The 16,912-nt window shown below is 35.4% G+C and carries 14 protein-coding genes and 1 other annotated feature; of the genes, 2 read left to right on the top strand and 12 right to left on the bottom strand.

Annotated elements, in window-relative coordinates; all coding sequences use genetic code 11:
- Window positions 1–6: 6 nt before the first annotated feature.
- Together MHB48_RS02520 and MHB48_RS02515 are read right to left on the bottom strand one after the other, a co-directional pair.
- Entirely contained in the window at window positions 7–1,071 is a 1,065-nt protein-coding gene (locus MHB48_RS02520; RefSeq protein ID WP_342599999.1) for a P1 family peptidase, read from the bottom strand.
- Window positions 1,068–2,465, bottom strand: coding sequence for a 5'-nucleotidase C-terminal domain-containing protein (locus MHB48_RS02515; RefSeq protein ID WP_342599998.1), 1,398 nt, complete (start codon window positions 2,463–2,465; stop codon window positions 1,068–1,070). Before MHB48_RS02515 ends, MHB48_RS02520 begins: the two co-directional genes overlap by 4 nt.
- Before the next feature lie 382 nt (window positions 2,466–2,847).
- Between MHB48_RS02515 and MHB48_RS02510 the strand changes: the two genes are divergently transcribed.
- On the top strand, window positions 2,848–3,297 hold the full coding sequence (locus MHB48_RS02510; protein WP_342599997.1) for a hypothetical protein: 450 nt from the start codon (window positions 2,848–2,850) through the stop codon (window positions 3,295–3,297).
- A gap of 85 nt (window positions 3,298–3,382) precedes the next feature.
- Window positions 3,383–3,581, top strand: a binding site (T-box leader).
- Window positions 3,582–3,625: 44 nt separating this feature from the next.
- Window positions 3,626–5,290, top strand: a complete 1,665-nt coding sequence (argS, locus tag MHB48_RS02505; RefSeq protein ID WP_342599996.1) for an arginine--tRNA ligase — start codon at window positions 3,626–3,628, stop codon at window positions 5,288–5,290.
- Window positions 5,291–6,258: 968 nt separating this feature from the next.
- Here argS and MHB48_RS02500 read toward each other — a convergent pair.
- From MHB48_RS02500 to MHB48_RS02455, 10 genes are all read right to left on the bottom strand, one after another.
- On the bottom strand, window positions 6,259–7,944 hold the full coding sequence (locus MHB48_RS02500; RefSeq protein WP_342599995.1) for a methyl-accepting chemotaxis protein: 1,686 nt from the start codon (window positions 7,942–7,944) through the stop codon (window positions 6,259–6,261).
- A gap of 355 nt (window positions 7,945–8,299) precedes the next feature.
- Window positions 8,300–9,214, bottom strand: a complete 915-nt coding sequence (locus tag MHB48_RS02495) for an exonuclease domain-containing protein (protein WP_342599994.1) — start codon at window positions 9,212–9,214, stop codon at window positions 8,300–8,302.
- Window positions 9,215–9,351: 137 nt separating this feature from the next.
- Window positions 9,352–9,483, bottom strand: coding sequence for a hypothetical protein (locus MHB48_RS02490; protein ID WP_342599993.1), 132 nt, complete (start codon window positions 9,481–9,483; stop codon window positions 9,352–9,354).
- A 14-nt stretch (window positions 9,484–9,497) separates the two neighbouring features.
- Complete coding sequence (locus tag MHB48_RS02485; RefSeq protein WP_342599992.1) at window positions 9,498–9,923, bottom strand: general stress protein; 426 nt, start codon at window positions 9,921–9,923, stop codon at window positions 9,498–9,500.
- 120 nt (window positions 9,924–10,043) lie between these two features.
- Window positions 10,044–11,042 carry a hypothetical protein gene (locus MHB48_RS02480; RefSeq protein ID WP_342599991.1) on the bottom strand — a complete coding sequence of 333 codons (999 nt, stop codon included), beginning with the start codon at window positions 11,040–11,042 and terminating at the stop codon, window positions 10,044–10,046.
- On the bottom strand, window positions 11,029–11,376 hold the full coding sequence (locus MHB48_RS02475) for a PadR family transcriptional regulator (protein ID WP_342599990.1): 348 nt from the start codon (window positions 11,374–11,376) through the stop codon (window positions 11,029–11,031). The genes MHB48_RS02480 and MHB48_RS02475 overlap by 14 nt, the downstream gene beginning before the upstream one ends.
- Window positions 11,377–11,518: 142 nt before the next feature.
- Window positions 11,519–11,956, bottom strand: coding sequence for a YusW family protein (locus MHB48_RS02470; RefSeq protein WP_342599989.1), 438 nt, complete (start codon window positions 11,954–11,956; stop codon window positions 11,519–11,521).
- A 599-nt stretch (window positions 11,957–12,555) separates the two neighbouring features.
- On the bottom strand, window positions 12,556–13,554 hold the full coding sequence (locus MHB48_RS02465) for an SEC-C domain-containing protein (RefSeq protein ID WP_342599988.1): 999 nt from the start codon (window positions 13,552–13,554) through the stop codon (window positions 12,556–12,558).
- 753 nt (window positions 13,555–14,307) lie between these two features.
- A complete protein-coding gene (locus MHB48_RS02460) occupies window positions 14,308–15,321 on the bottom strand; it encodes an alpha/beta hydrolase (protein WP_342599987.1) in 1,014 nt (337 codons plus the stop codon).
- A 107-nt stretch (window positions 15,322–15,428) separates the two neighbouring features.
- On the bottom strand, window positions 15,429–16,565 hold the full coding sequence (locus MHB48_RS02455) for an MFS transporter (RefSeq protein ID WP_342599986.1): 1,137 nt from the start codon (window positions 16,563–16,565) through the stop codon (window positions 15,429–15,431).
- Between the last annotated feature and the right edge of the window lie 347 nt (window positions 16,566–16,912).

Genomic DNA, 16,912 nt, shown 5'->3' with positions numbered 1-16,912 from the left:
GGAACTTCATTCAAATGGATATGCATATGCTACTTCTCCCATGCGACCTACTGTAGTTTCTGCTTGGGACAATGAATTTAATATGGCTTCTTCTGTCACTTCCACCGCTCCAAGGAAAAGATCATTCATAATTACATGATCATCCCTCAGTTGCTTTCTAGTCTCCATACTTTCCTCTGAAAAATGGGCAATCCTCTGAGCTGTAGAAAAAGCAATCACAATATCCCCACTACCATTGCTGAAATGACTCCCCGTTCTTCCAAGCCCTATACCACATCTTTTAGCCAACCTCTTTAACTGTCTACTACTAAGTGGAGCGTCCGTTGCCAACACAATGATAATGGAACCGTCTGCTGGCTTTGGAAAAGTAGGAACCTCTCTCTGTTTCACAACTTTATAGAGAATACTTTGAAAATCTTCTTTTCTCCCAAAATTACTAAGAACTAAACAACCTATTGTATAGGTAGCACCACTCTCTTCCTCTTGGACAATGCGTGAAGAAGATCCTATACCACCCTTGTATCCAAAACAAATCATCCCTTTGCCTGCTCCTATTGCACCTTCCGGAGATATGTCTGATGAAGCTTTTTCAATGCACTTTATTGCATCATTTGGCTGAACTGGAAGTTTGCGAATCGAGTTTAATCTACTATCATTGCATTCTCCTAATACTAAATTAATCGTTCCTGTAGTATCTCCTATCTCAGGATTGCCCTCAAGCATATATTCTAATGTGCCCTGGGTAACTGCTGGAATTGCAAATGTATTTGTCAGCATAATTGGTGATTCAATCAAACCTAGTTCATCCACTTGAACAAGTCCAGTAGTTTTACCAAATCCATTTAATACATAACTTGCCCCTACTACTTTTTGCTGAAATAGATTATCCCCATGTGGCAATATAGAAGTAACCCCGGTGCAAGCATACTCCCCTTCACCTAGAGGATGATCGAGCGTAACATGACCTACTTTTACACCTTCAACATCTGTTATACAATTCTTTTTTCCGACAGGAAGACGACCGATTATGATTCCTCTTTGTCTAATTTTTTTGGGATCAGATTGCTTCAATATACTACCCCCACTTTAGAAACTTCTTTCCATCTATTAATATACGCTTGCTCGTTAAATTCCGGTTCATTTGCATATAAACGAATAACATCTTTGATTTCTTCTGCTAAATACATTTCATTTCGATTGTTTGCAAGGCTTTCATATCCTGAGCCTCGTTGTAAATAATCGGAGCTAGCCACTGTATACCATATATCATCTTCTAGTAATCTTTTATTCACATAAACAGCATGTACTTTTTTCCCATCGTGCTCGATTTTTGCTCCAGAAACATGTAATCGACCTACAAACCTCCCTCTAAACCCTGGTCCACGTCCATCCGCTAAGCAAATTTGTGCATCAAGTGATTGTTCCAAAGCTTGTTTAATATATTTCCCTTGGATTTCAAAAGAAGTTGGATTTAAAGGAGAAGGACAGACTTCGATTAGTTTTTTATTCGATAGTTCATTAAAAATACCCAAATTGCAAATACCGCTATTAATTAGACCAATGTCGCAGTTGAGCATATCTTTCAATCCATCTGCGATTAAATTGGTTAATGGATTTTCTTCTATCACGTCATGCCATAACGATTGCGCAAGTGGATAAAGCGGCTGACCCAATACTTCAATTGCTTTTTCTTTATTCATTTTTAATAAAGATAGAATTTGTTCATCTTTTTCCACATCTATGGAGGAAATTGTTGTAGAATGGAGCAGCTTCACTTCTCCCTCATTGATTTCAAGTTCGAGTATTCCTAAATGCTCTCCGTAATTTCCTGCACTATTCATAATCGTATTATTTATCACTTTTGCTTCGTTAAATAGTTTATGGTCATGTGCAGAAATAATGATATCAATTTCTGGGATATCTATAGCAAGAGGTTCATCCGCAAATGTTCCAACATGACTCAAAAGGAGACAAATATCGTATTTCCCTTCATTTCGTTTAATTTCTTCTATAATGGCTTCTTTATAATCAGTCATATAAATTCCAAGTCCATCATTAAATTCTCCCATATGAGGAGAGGATCCAGTAATTAGGATTCGGAGCCCATTTTTATTTAGAATAGCGCTTTTGAAAACACCATTAATCTCTGTTTTATTTTTTTTATATAAGTTATTGCTAATGAAAGGAAAAGGACTATTACTCGCCATATGCTCAAGTGTTTCAATACCATTAAACATTTCATTGTTTCCTATAGTAAGCGCATCGTAACTAATAGCTGCTAATAATTCAATCGCAGCTAATCCTCTAGTACCTTGTAGCTCGATGCTTTTGAAATCGGCAAAATCTCCACCGTCTAGAATAATTGTATCCTCATCTTTATGTTCCTTGATCAGCGTGGCAACTTTTGCGAAGTTTTCAAAATTACTATGTACGTCATTTGTATGTAGAATCTTTAATCTCATCATTACCTCCGAAAATTCTTCTATTTACCGCTCTCATTATATCATGTTCTGATAATTCTATTAAATAGAGAAACATTACTTCAACAATCTTAAATTGAAAAATATTGCTTTCTTTGATAGTAAACAGAAGCAAATAACAACAGGATTCGAAGAGCACTTCATTATCGTTACAGAAGGTAAGAAACCTACCCTTGAAGGTGCTTACTACGACGCTAAATCAAAGAAGTGGAAATTCAAGAATATTAAATAAGTAACCAAAAATACTTCGATTAAGCAAATGCTTAGTCGAAGTATTTTAATTATTCTCGTAAAAAGAAATGAACAATTGAGAATTTTTGTTATAATTACTTAGCGTGTATTTAATTTTTTTGGGGGGATTATGAGAATGGAGAACAACAAAATTTCAATGATGGATGCTTTTTTGATAGAAACCCTACGAAGCAATGGCGTTTCAAATGATGAAATTCTTACAAAACTAGAACAAAATGATCTTCGAACGTGGGAAAATGAATATCCTAATAATAGATTCAGTGCACTTATCACATTGTTTGAAGAAGACCAAACTAAATTTAAGTCCATTTTATTGGACGGTTACTCAGTGAAGTTCATTACGATGAACGGGCTTAAAAACTTATTGAAATTGAAGTACGATAAAATTGCTGACCGCGATTATCAGCTTCACGAAAACGGGATAGATTGTTTAGATATCGATGAGCAGCAGCTTTTATCACTAAATCAACTACTTTCAATGAATTGGGTTATTCAAGGACAGCCACTAGAAAACAACAAGCCTACTTCAAAATTAGTTAATATTGTAGCTGCGGTTACAATTTAAGCACTACCTGAAAATGTTCAAAACATTTTCATTTATTTTTTATTAAAGAAATTGACATTAACTTTTCTATTTGGTAAATTCAAATACAATATCTAAGATAAAGAGAGTAACAACATCGGATCATCAAGCGAGCTAGGGATGGTGTAAGCCTAGTTAAGAAGAGTTGTGAACCGCACTTTAGAGATGCTTTTTATAATAAAGCCGGAGACTCACCGTTATGGAGAAAGTGGCCTAAAATAGGCAAATTGAGTGGTACCGCGGAAGTTCAAGCTTTCGTCTCATTTTTATAATGAGACGAGGGCTTTTTTATTTTTAGGGAGGAATATAAATGAAGCAGACAGTTGTAGAAATTCTTCAAAATTTCACTACGGAATTAATCGAGGAGCAAATGATTGAGGCGCCTGCATATGCACATTTAGGAGACTATGCACTCCCCTGCTTTTCATTTGCAAAAAAGCAAAGAAAATCACCTAATTTAATAGCGCAAGAACTCGCTACTAGTATCCAGGACGAAAACATTGAAAAAGTAGAAGCAGTTGGAGGTTATGTGAATATTTTTATGAAACGAACAAAATTTACAACATCTGTATTGACTACCATTCATAAGGAAGGAAATCAATATGGTTCTTCGAATATAGGGGGCGGTGGTGTTGTTACAATTGATATGTCCTCACCAAACATTGCCAAGCCCTTTTCTATGGGGCATTTAAGATCTACTGTTATTGGAAATTCCATTGCTTTATTACACGAAAAAAATGGATATCAACCGATTAAAATTAATCATCTAGGTGACTGGGGTACACAATTTGGGAAATTGCTAGTAGCTTATCGATTATGGGGGGATGAAAAGAAAGTCCAAGCAGCTCCTATTCAATCATTACTATCTCTTTACATTCGTTTTCATGAGGAAGCTGAAATTGATGACACGCTAAATGACAAAGGAAGAGCAGCATTTAAGTCGTTGGAAGACGGTGATTCCGAAGCTTTGAAGATATGGGAAGGCTTTCGAACAGAATCGTTAAAAGAATTTCAAAAAATATATAACCTACTTGGCGTAGCTTTTGATTCTTTTCAAGGCGAGGCTTATTATAATGACAAAATGGATCCAATTGTAGAAAAGTTACAACAAAAAAATCTCCTAATTGATTCGGATGGTGCACTTGTCGTAGACGTTGGTGAAAATATGCCACCTTGTCTAATTAAAAAATCAGATGGCGCGACCTTATATGCAACTAGAGATATCACAGCTGCTATTCATCGCAAAAAGAATTATCATTTCGTAAAGTCTTTGTATATTGTCGGAAATGAACAAAGTTTACACTTTGCACAGTTAAAAATTGTATTAAATAAAATGGGCTATGACTGGTCGAAGACAATGCATCATATTCCCTTTGGATTGATATTGAAAGATGGTAAAAAATTATCCACTCGGAAAGGAAAAATTATTTTATTAGAAGAAGTGTTAAACGAGGCAATTCGACTAGCAGAAACAACGATAGAAGAAAAAAATCCTTTATTAGTTAATAAAAAAGAAGTGGCTAAAGAAGTAGGTGTAGGAGCAATCATCTTTAGTGATTTAAAACAACACCGGAAGCATGACATCGAATTTGACTTGAAAAAAATGCTCCAAACTGAGGGAGAAACAGGACCTTATATCCAATATACTTACGCAAGAGCATGTTCTATTTTAAGAAAAGTGCATAAAGTTGACATGTTTGAAGTTACAGACGTGAATAATTATGAGTGGGAAGTCATTAAATCACTACAACAATTTCCAAACATTATTAAACGTGCGACTGATGAGTTTGATCCATCTTTAGTAGCAAAATATGCGATTGATTTAGCACAATCATTCAACTCTTTTTACGGAAATGTCCAAGTAGTGAGTGATTCAAGCCAGTTATCTTATCGCATTACACTTGTCCAGTCTGTCGTTATTGTATTAGAAGAAGCATTACGTTTGCTTGGAATTAAAGCACCAAGTGAAATGTAATTACATTATAGAGAAGCACTTTTACTATTAGGTTCTTATCGATGTAATACCTGATTACACGGGGGAAAAACGTTACTAGTTATTATCAGGAAACTCAAATTACTTGCTAAATGTATAACGTCTGTTGATTAACCAATTTTCACCATTAAAATTTCACGAAATGCGCAAGAATCCCATTTTGCACTTGTACGTTCTTGGTTCACTTTGGACGAAATGATTACTACATCATTACCGAGGGCTAAGTGTAGCAGGAAGTGACCGCGTCACTTCCTGCTACACTATTTTCGATAATCCTGTTGTGGATATTTAAAGGAGCACAGTCTAAGTACGCGACATCGTGTCGCGACGACTGTGTGACCTGCCTCGTGCAGGTCTCCGTTATGTACCTACAATGCTCAAAAGAATGGATTTGGAAAAGGAAAGAATAGCAACCTTTCTACTCATAGTGGAAGTGCCCGAAGATGCAATTTCAGGCACTCTATCACTTTCTATCATGCGTTCCTTGCTTATTTTCTAGGTAATGGTCTAGAACTCGTTCAGTTCCAAGCAATCCAAAAGCACCTTTACATAGTATGCCTATTGTGTTATCACCATTTTAATAAGCAATTCACTGGGTACTTTTTGGTTAATCAACACTTGTGTAAATGTATATACTTCAAAAAAAACTTCCTACTAGTTTAAATGACTAGTAGGAAGTTTTGTAGATCAAATACGCCTCGGCGAATTTGCTTCCGCTTCTCTTCGTTCATCTCCGCAGAAGTTATTGATCCTGCGCAAGAAGCTCGTTGCAGAAAACAGTGCGCCCAGATTTTTATCGAGCTTGATCGATAAAAAATCTGTGACATCCGCCGGAGGCTTTGGGCCGACAGGATGTTGGTCACTCAGGCGTTGCCGCAAGCAAGACGCGGCAACCTTAGCCAAAGTTCCTCGATATTCAGCTGGGGTTTGTGGACCCCTGCTGGATAAAGCTAAATTTTAAATCGATGCACCATATCGTTCAATGCATCAGAAATAGTTGTTAACGATTGAGCAGCTGTTTGAATTTCTTCCATGGACGCTAATTGCTCCTCTGTAGCTGCTGCAATTTCATGGGTACTTTCAGAGTTCTCCTTGAATAACCCAGAAACTTCTTCATATTTTTGTGCAACCATCGTGAAATCCGTTGTTAGTTGTTCTGTTGACGCAGCTATTTCTTGTGTTTTTCCAGATACTTGTGAGATAGATTGGATGATTTCCTTGAATTGGACAGAAGTAACAGATGTTAAATGAATTCCACTATCCACATTCGCTTTCACCACTTCAATGGTATTGACGGTTTCAGTTGTCGTCCCTTGAATACGAGTGATTAATGTTCGAATTTGATTGGCTGATTGGCTTGATTGTTCCGCTAATTTACGTACTTCTTCGGCTACAATAGCAAATCCTTTTCCATGTTCTCCAGCTCTTGCAGCTTCAATTGCAGCATTTAAAGCTAGCAGATTGGTCTGATCTGAAATCTCATTAATAATCGCTGTAATCTCACCAATTTTAACTGCATCAGCAGCCAATGAATTAATATTTTTGTCAGTTTCACCTACGGATTGATGAATCACTTCCATGGAAGAAACAATTTCCTGAACGGATTTTTCCCCGTTATCTGCTTTTATACTAACTTCACTCGTCTCTTCAGATACCTCTGCTGTATGAAGTGTCATGCTTTGTAATCTGCGCAGAGATTGCTCGACGGCAGTAGTACTTTCACTCAAAATTTGCAGTTGATCATTCATACTTACTGAGACATTGTAGACATTCTCTGCAATTTGATTGGATGTTAGTTTTGATTGCTCTGCACTAGCTGAAAATTCTTCCGAAGATGCTGCCGTTTGTCCTGATGAAAAACTAATTTGCTTAATCATTTCTCTTAAAGAAGTTAGGAACTGGTTAAACGAAGTGGCTACTTCCCCCAACTCATCTTTGTTTTTCACATGAATGATTTTAGTCAAATCGCCGTCGCCATTAGCTATATCATTCATTTGCTCTTTTAATTGGCGTAAAGGAACTAATATGGCTTTCAGAAGGATAGAACTTAATATTAGACCAAACACTACCGCTACAATAGAAATTCCTATTAGAATCCCTTGACTTAATTTTGATTGAGACTCTAAACTTTCATTTGTCTCTGCAGTATTTTTATCTAATTGGTCAATAAATCCCTCAAAAGCTGGATCTAATACTTCTTTACGAATTCTTCGTTCTTCTCCAAAATGAATTTCTTCCGACTTCGCTCGATTAATTGTACTATTTTGAATAACTAGCTGACTTTGGCTCCAAAATTGCTCGTAGTCTATCTTGATATCATTAATCATTTGTTGATCCGAAGATGTGCTAGATAACTCCCCTAATTTATCGAATTGTTCTTTAATATCTGCTGACTTTTCTTCCATTTGCTTGGCATAAGTGTTATCGCCTGTAAGAAGTAATGCTCTCTCGTCATTAGAAAGACCGGCAAGACGATATTGAATTTGTTTAGCTACCGTTTGCATTTCCATCAGCTTATTCAACTCGTTATTTTTCGTAACAGTATGAGATAAACTCCATATAGCAAATCCACCAACCGCAATAATTGATAAAACTAAAATGGAAGTAACAAGAATAAGCCTTGTTTTAATGCGCATAATTTTCTCCTTTAACATTAGAAATTTTTTCATTCTAAAGTATAACAGAGAAAAACAGTAAATAGTTCCACCACACGGGTCGTTTTCCTAAAATTAACGATTAAATTACTTGTTAATTTTGTGATAAAACACTAGGTACTTTCTGTATAGGTGCTTTTGGATTGCTTTGGACTGAACGAATTCTACACCATTACCTAAATTTCTAGATGTGATAAAAGTGTCATATTTCTTTATATCATCACAATATCGCAAGTATTTCTTTTTCTAAAAAAAGAAACGTATTGTAGAAAGTGAGAAAGTGTAATTTAAATAAAATAACAGTCAATTCAAAATTACCCGACTTGACTGTTTTCATTTAAAACTTTACTAATCTTAAAAAATCTTGTTCCCCTACAATTTCAATTGGGTATCCTTGTCCAATTAGATTTTCGACTTTTTGCATTTTCGAACTTTTAATCCCTTGCACATATTTCTGCAAAGCCTGATCTCCTACTACTAAGAAGTTTGTATCTAAATCTACTTGGCCTATACATTTTGCACCACAATTGGCTGCATATTGAGCAGCTAACATTCTCGTCATCGAAATCATTCTGCCTGTAAACACAATATTCGCCCCACAAAACGGATGCTTCGGATTCGGTGTAGTATTTTGCGTCACAACTGATTGGAGAGACGCATCTTCCGGACTTTTTCTTGAACGAGTAGTTGGTTTACTAAAAGTAGAAGAACTACCTAGCTTTATCTTATGTAGACTAGTTAGTTCTTGAATGGACCTCATTTGTGTTGTTTTCATCGCTTCTAGTGTAATTAATGCAGAAGCACGCGCATCTTCTAGCGCATCATGGTGCCGTAAATCAATATTTAAGTATTTTGCAATTGTAGAAAGCTTATGATTAAATAAATTCGGCCAAACTTTTTTTGCAATTCTATAGGAGCAAGAATAATCATATTCTGGTTGTTTTTCATGAAATCGTCCTAACGATTCTCGAAGAACTCCGATATCAAAGCTTGCATTATGGGCAATCAAAGTTTGATTTTCGATATACCCTTTCAAGTTTGGCCAAAATTCTTCAAATGTTGGAGCATCTTGGACCATATAATCTGTTATGCCATGTATTTTCGTATTGTAGAAATTAAATTCACTTAATGGATTAATCAATGTATGTGTTTCTTCTTGAATTTTCCCATTTTTTACTTTTACAATTCCAATAGAGCATACGCTTGATCGTAAGCTATTTGCTGTTTCGAAATCAATTGCAACAAAATCCATATTAATTCCACCTCGCTAATCTTGAACACTCTCATTATCTCATAGATGGATACACAGACAAAACCCCTCGCATCATGGGGATTACATTGCGAGGGGAAACACTACTATTCATTTAATAAAGTCGTTGCGTGGGTACCTTAATAAGCATCTGTAGCAAAGGTTTCTCCTCGTGCAAAACGATCTTGTGGCTCATCAAAGCGGCCATCTGTTTCATTAACTAATTCATTTGTAGAAGGAGTGAAACCATTCTTTTTGGCATAATCACTCATTGGTTCTTCTTTCTCTATAAACGATTTTTTACGACATCTGTTCCAACTGTATCTGTATATTCCTTCTCCAATTCGCTTTCATTAAAGTCATGGATAGGATCATCGGCATTTGTTAATAAATCTGTATACAGAACAATACTGCCTCCTGCTACTTCCCGTGCATAACGTTCTCTTTCCACTTCATTTAAATCTAATTTTCGTAATCCTTCTGTTACTGCACTTTCACCAGTAAACCATGACTTAAACGTATCCATAAACGATCCCGCCTCGTGTGTGGATACTTCAGAATGACGATTTAATTTATTTAAGTGAGCATTTTCTTTCGATATCACATGGACATCACTTTCCGCGTATCCTTGTGTTTGCAGGAGTTCCAATTTTTCATACATCTCTTCCTCGGTACGAGCTACTTCAATTCGTCGATTCGATTTTATGTTCATTGTTCATCCTCCTAATATTTCATTATTTTTAACTTGCTTACTAATGAAATACCCGGATTCCCTATCCCTCTAAACTCCTTTATTCATATTTAATCTATTTGTGATAAAAGACATATAACCTTATTTTTTACGTATATTCGCTTTTCGAAATCCATGAATTATATCGATCACTGCAAAAATAATATAAAGTATAATTCCTAGCATGATAGGTACCTTTAGTTCAAGGGAAATATTAAATATATCTTCCAAATACGCAATGAAGTTTGGATTAAACAAACTAGTATTACTAAATATAATAATAAACACAATGGAAGATACAACATTACGAACGAAGTTAAATATGGCTACATTTTTAGTCCACTGTCCAACAATAAGCTTATAGAATACTAATGCAACTTCAACAGAGATAGCAACTAAAACTATTATCCAATAGGAATGTAATACTACTTGGTTAAAGGTTGGCATTACTATTACTAGTTTACCTTGGATCTTTTCATACACACCAATTAGATGAACTGCATTAAAATATACAGCTGCAAAAATTGCAATTCCTAACGAACTACCAAAAATAGCCCCTTTCGAAATTTTCTTTTCAGTTAATATAAACGGAATATGGTTTAAGTCATCTGGTGTCCATTCTTTCAAACTGGTTGTGAGTGGCGATTTATCCTTCGAATTATCCGTTCGTTCTAAAATTGCAAAGGTTAAAGTGATCCAAAAGAACGTTTGGGTGGAAGTACTTAATATTTCCCAAATACCCTTCCCAATAATCGCGAGAATTGTATTTATCACGTCTTGTTCTCCGCTATGAGAGAAAATAAGTTCAGCAATTAATATAATAAGCGAGATAGAAGCAGCAATCGGTATAATCATTTTCAATAAAGTTACATACATATCGAAGTATCTCGGTCCTATCAAATACATAGGTCGATTTGAATAACCACTTGCAAGTGTTACTGGACTACCAAGCTTAGCTAAGATTTCCTTTATTTCTTCCTCAGTATATTTTTCAGGTAACATATCCTCAATTGTTGATCGAAGCTCGAGTGCAATATCTTCCCGATTCTTTTCGGGAAGTCTGCTAGTAACTTCCTGGATATAAATATCAATTAGGCGCATTCCCTTCTTCTCCTTTCAATAAAGTGTAAAGCTCTCTTGACGATTGCTCCCATTCTTCTTTTAGCTGCTCAAAAATTTCTATCCCATACTCACTTAACACATAATACTTGCGTGGTCTACTTTCAGAAGTGTCCCAGCTACTTACAACTAACTCTTGTTTTTCTAAACGACGAAGTAATGGATACAGAGTACTTTGATCTATTAAAACGTTTGATTTCTCTAATGATTGAACAAGTGAGTAGCCATATTGGGGAGTTCGCAGCTGACTCAATACAGCTAATGTCAAAGTTCCTCTTCTTAATTCTGTAATGAGGGAATTTAATAATTTGTTCACACTTCATCTCAGCTCCTTTTACTGTATAACGTACACTATATATTATGCTATGCATCATACACTATTTTGGTTCACACATTAATATTTTTATAACAAAAAAAGCCAAGCCATGTATTTATCCATGATTTGGCTACTAGTTTTATTATTTTTTATCATTGTAATCTTTATATTCTCCATCCGAGTATTCAACTTCTAATTCAAATTCTGTATAGTCTTCTACACCGAAAGCCTTGGTAACTTTTTCAATTACTTCATCCTTACTCATATCCTTTGTTAGAGCTAAATCTTTAAAGATCGGCTCCAATTCAGCATACGCCTTGTCACCTGATAACTTAACAGGTTCTATTCGGTTCACATATTCCGCTTCTGTTTCCGATATATCTACATCAAACGAAGCTTCAATTGCATCTTTGTGATCAGGTGTATCTATGTCTAGATCAAAAGAATGAAATCCAAATTCTTTTTTTGCTGCATCTGCAGTTGGGGGATCTTTCACCTCGTCTTTATCTGCACAGGCTCCTAAAAGTAAAGCAGTTGACAATAACACACTTCCGATTATTGAATATTTTTTAATTCTCATATAATATCTCCTCTCTTGATTAACTATGCCTAGTTATAACCAAGAAATAATTTACTAAACATTTGGCTTTGTTAGATGATCATATTGTTACTTGCCGAAAATTCGCTCGCTTTCCACGGACGAACTGCTAAGCCAAAGGTTTCTTTGCCATCTTAATCGCTCCTTTCGTTGTTTTTATTTGTTTATCCTATTTCGTGTTTACTAAACATTATTGTTAAGCTTCTCCTAATAGGAGGAACAAGTCTTAGCCTAATAAAACAATGAAGAGATACAAACCTTCAAGGTCACAAATAATGATAAAGTAATATTACTTGAGTTAATTTCTTAAATAGTACTTTGTCATTAAAATACTAACTTTTATCACTTCGTTGATGAAAGCGGTAGGCGGTGATGGCTTATCGCTCACCCATGCGGAAAACGTCAGCCTATAGCGGAAATCAACTATACTTTATTCCGTGTAAAATATATATTTCGTTAGTATTGTTCGTGTTTTTTCATGTAATTTAGAATGATGAAATTGATTCACTTATGCAAAAAATACCTTATCTCATATGAAAAACGCCAAGTAGAATACTTACTTCTACTTGGCGTTTTCTATTCTACTTAGAAGACTTTGTACCTTCATAGTAAACATTTAAATCATTGTAGTATTTATTTAATGATGAAGTGGATACACTAAACGACTCTGCAATTTCTTTTACTGTTATTTCTAACGGTTCAAATAGACCGTTTTCCTGACCAAATCGAATAGCTCCAGCAGCAATTGCTACTTCTTTACGTGCCTTTGGCTGTTGCTCAAATAAATAATCTTCCACTATTTCTATTAGTTCTTTATAGGCACGATTATTCTTTTCTAGGAACTCCATAGCTACTTGTAAAACACCTGCTTCAAAGTGCGTGTATTCTCCGCCCTCATAGCCATTTTCTCCAAGTAAGCTCCAAAATGTTGTCCCATTCTCTTTTAGAAATTCTTGTGCTGCCAGTTCATTTTGAGTCTCAAATTGCTTCACAAAATTGTCGAATACATTTTTATGATCTGTTGGGAAGAAGATTAGGCTGGAAACTGCCAAATAATGATTTTCTTTGAAAGTTCCATCTTCCAATATGAAGCAAAACAAATGCATACCCACTGGTACTGGCTTTTCACTTTCGCGTCTTAGTTGGATGATTTCATTCGTCAAAATGTTTTTAGCAGTTAAATATTGCTCTTCCACTTCCACTACTTCACCAACAAATACTCGTGGACTATTCCACTGTTCTAATGCTTTTAATGTGGAAGGACGCAATACTTTCTTTTGCTGTTTTTCTAGATAGCTTGCCCAAATTTCAGGTTTATAATGGAAAAAGAATTCATCTAGAGCAATTGCTTCAATCATTTCATGTTCCAAGTATTCTTTTAAATTATCGCTCCAGTGTTTCACAAGTTCTGCAAACTCTTGCATATCTTTTCTTTCTGGATATTCATCATAAAACGTTTGCAAAATACGCTCTAATTCTTCTGATTGCACATCTTTTATTGAAATAGCCTCTTTAGACTCACAACATTTTTTATATTTTTTTCCACTACCACATGGACACGGATCATTTCGCCCTACCATACAAACACGTCCTTCTTTTTTATGCTGAAAGCTTATTTTAGCACGAATCACAAGGAAAATTAAGGACCGGATAAGTTATTGGAATAAAATTACTAAATAAGACCAATGTGGTAGTAAATAATCCCGGTTTTCAAAAAAGAAGATTACACTCCATTTTCGGGTAAAAAGAACTCTTGAAGTAAAATATCACTACTCCAAGAATTCTCTCTCTACCTGCAATATAACCGCCTTCTATTATATATTCTTCCCCCCTAAATTCTTTAATTCCAAATAAGTGGTGCAGTCTCTTCTTGTTTCAATCCTCTCATTAAAACTGATATAGGGTAATCTAAATGTCTAATTTTCTGATAATACAATACTTTTATTAAAAAAAATTGTAGATTTTTATTTTTCTACATTTGAGTTAATTTCATAAATAGTACTATGTCATTAAAATACGAACATTTACCACTTCGTTGATTGAAGCGGTAGGCGGCGACTCCAGCGGGATGAGTGAGACAGATAAGACATCACAAACGACGCGTGAGCGGCGGTGATGGCTTATCGCTCACCCCGCGGAAAGCGCCCGCCTATAGCGGAAATCAACTATACTTTATTCCGTGTAAAATATATATTTCTTTAGTTTCCTTTAGTATTGTTCGTATTTTATTATGTAATTTGGAATTGTGAAATCGATTCATTTACTGAGGAATTACAGACATATAAAAGCATGCAAATTACTTTAGTAAATAAGTAATCTTGCATGCTTTTCTATTATTGTAAATTCAATTGTTCCATCATTTCTTTGGTGGACTCGATAATTATTTCTGGTTGTTCCAACATAATATTATGTCTGCTATCTTCTGCAATCAGTAGTTGACTGACCTTAAAAGAATCCGCCAATTTTTGCTGGTACATTTGCCATGATTGCTCCACTTGATCATTTGATAATCCCATTTCGCTCATATCCTCGGGAATACCATGGCTAATAACTATAACAGGTACATCAGGCAGGCTTTCAATTGCTAAGACTTCTTGATCAACCTCATCCATCGCGAGCATTTCATTACGAATTGCATCAAAAGAAGCACCTTGGAAACCAATAGCCTGATTGATAAGTTTACTCTCTTCCGAATACCCAGGGTGAATAGCACCCCCAGAAAGAAGTCGAACTATGCCGAAATTGGAAAGAAACTTATAGAGTTTCATTTGTTCAGCTTGGTTCGCGTAATTTTCCTTCATTTCTGGGAACTCATTTTCAAAGTTTGGAGGTCTTGTATCAACTAGAATCATTCCAGCTACTTCATCTGGATACTTACTTGCATAAAGTTGGGTATACAAACCACCCATTGAATGACCAATGAATATGTACGGTCCCTCATACCCTGTCTTTTTTAAGAGAGCATTCAGCTCAGTTATCACTTGGTCTCCAGTTCGAGAAGTATGGCCTTCTGTACTCCATCCTAGACCAGCACGATCATAGGTTACGACCGTTGCATATTTAGAAACTTCTTTTTGTACTTCATCCCAGGACAATGACCAGCTACCAAGTCCTGATTCTATAACAACTGTCGGCTTTTTGTTTCCCTTAGAATGGATGTGCAAAGTGTTCTCATCTACTTGAACAAGTTTACCTGGAGCAGGATATTCATTAAGTGCTTGTTTTTGGGCACTTCTTTCATAAATCAAACCAATAATTGCTAACAGTAAAATAATACTTATAAGACTAATCGTAATGTTTTTAATAATACGCATGGCTTTTTGCTTTTTCGTTTTAGTGTCTCTCATTATCCTATTCCCCTTCATAAATGACGTTATTTTCATAGAATTATTCTATTAAAATACTATAAGTAATTTACAACAGATTCATGAATAATAATTTTCTTTAGATACATCTATTCTTGATGTTCTATAGGTTTTCTAAAAAACAAGGATCCTCCTACTAAAAAGACGCCACTAAATAGAAACACACCAACCATCCCCACAGAACCTCCAATAAGTCCAAAAATAGATGGTGCTACTAACTGAAAAAAACGATTCGTAGCTATACGGAGCCCTAATACTTCTCCGGTCCTCGAAGGAGGAGAAGCATTATATGTAGTCGTCATGGAAATAGGTTGACCACAACCTAAGCCAAGTCCGATGATAATGGACATTAAAGCAATCAAATAAGTCGATTGACTTAGTGGTAATATTAAAAAGGCGATACCTGCCACCAGGATGGACATATATAAGATATAATCTCTCTTATACATTTCCAATAGCTTCGGCAATAAAAACCTCACAAACATTGTGGCAAGTCCCTGTAAAGCAATAATCCAACCAATTGTTGAAGTAGACAAGTTCAATTGTTTACCTAACAAAGGAAAATAGGCCACAAAAATATCCTTAGAATATAAAACAAGTGCACTTGAAAATAATGCTCTCCTTATTAAAGGATTTTCAAATAACTTAAATGAATCTATTAGTTTGGAAGGAGAACCTAAAACCTGTTGCTGTACCTTTGGAATTCGTAATGAAAAAGCAATGGAAATAAACCCTATTACTATACAAAAAATATAAACCATTTGAAACGAAACATGTTCGGATAAATAGCCACCAACCAAAGGACCAATAACGGCGCCTAAAGCGACACATAGACTAAACATACTAAAATAATAATCTCTATTTCGTGGATTAGATTGATGACCTAACTGATTTTGTAATCCAATTGGAATACATATATTTGCAACTCCTAATAATAACTGGCTTGTAAATAGCGCCCATATTGTTGGAAAGAGTGCTGGAACAATCATTCCTGCAATCAAAGCTATAAAACCAACTATTATTGGTATTCGATCTCCAAACTTATCCATAATTTTTCCTGCATGAATAGAAAAGATCAATGGTAATAAAGCAAACGATGATGTTAAGATACCTATAATAACTATGGATGCCCCATAGTCATCAGCCGATAGTGTGATGACTGGCCTCGTCGCATTAACGACAGTTTGAAACAAAAAGATAAGCAATAAAATACCCCGTAAATTCATATGTCTCCCTACCCACACTCTTTTTTAATGGCGCCAAGCTACATTGTTATTTAGTAGAATCCGCTCGCTTTCCCGCAGGAATCTGCGCGGATTCTACCGTAAATTATATGCTAACAAAACACACCTTTTTATCAAATGAAATACCTATAACTAATCATATTATACCAATATAAAAAGTTGTAGTTATTATTTTTAAAAATATTCTGTATATTTCCGTGAGTATAAAAGACAAAAGCCAACCTATCGGTTAGAAAGGCTGGCTTTTCATCATGTGGCTATTAATTATTTTTACGGTCCGCTATTAATCGACGTTAATGCAACATTCGTTTCAAACATTTTCCATTTAC

Origin of the sequence: Psychrobacillus sp. FSL H8-0483 (assembly GCF_038637725.1) — a bacterium.
Lineage (GTDB): Bacteria > Bacillota > Bacilli > Bacillales_A > Planococcaceae > Psychrobacillus.
This window is presented reverse-complemented; position numbering and strand designations above follow the sequence as displayed.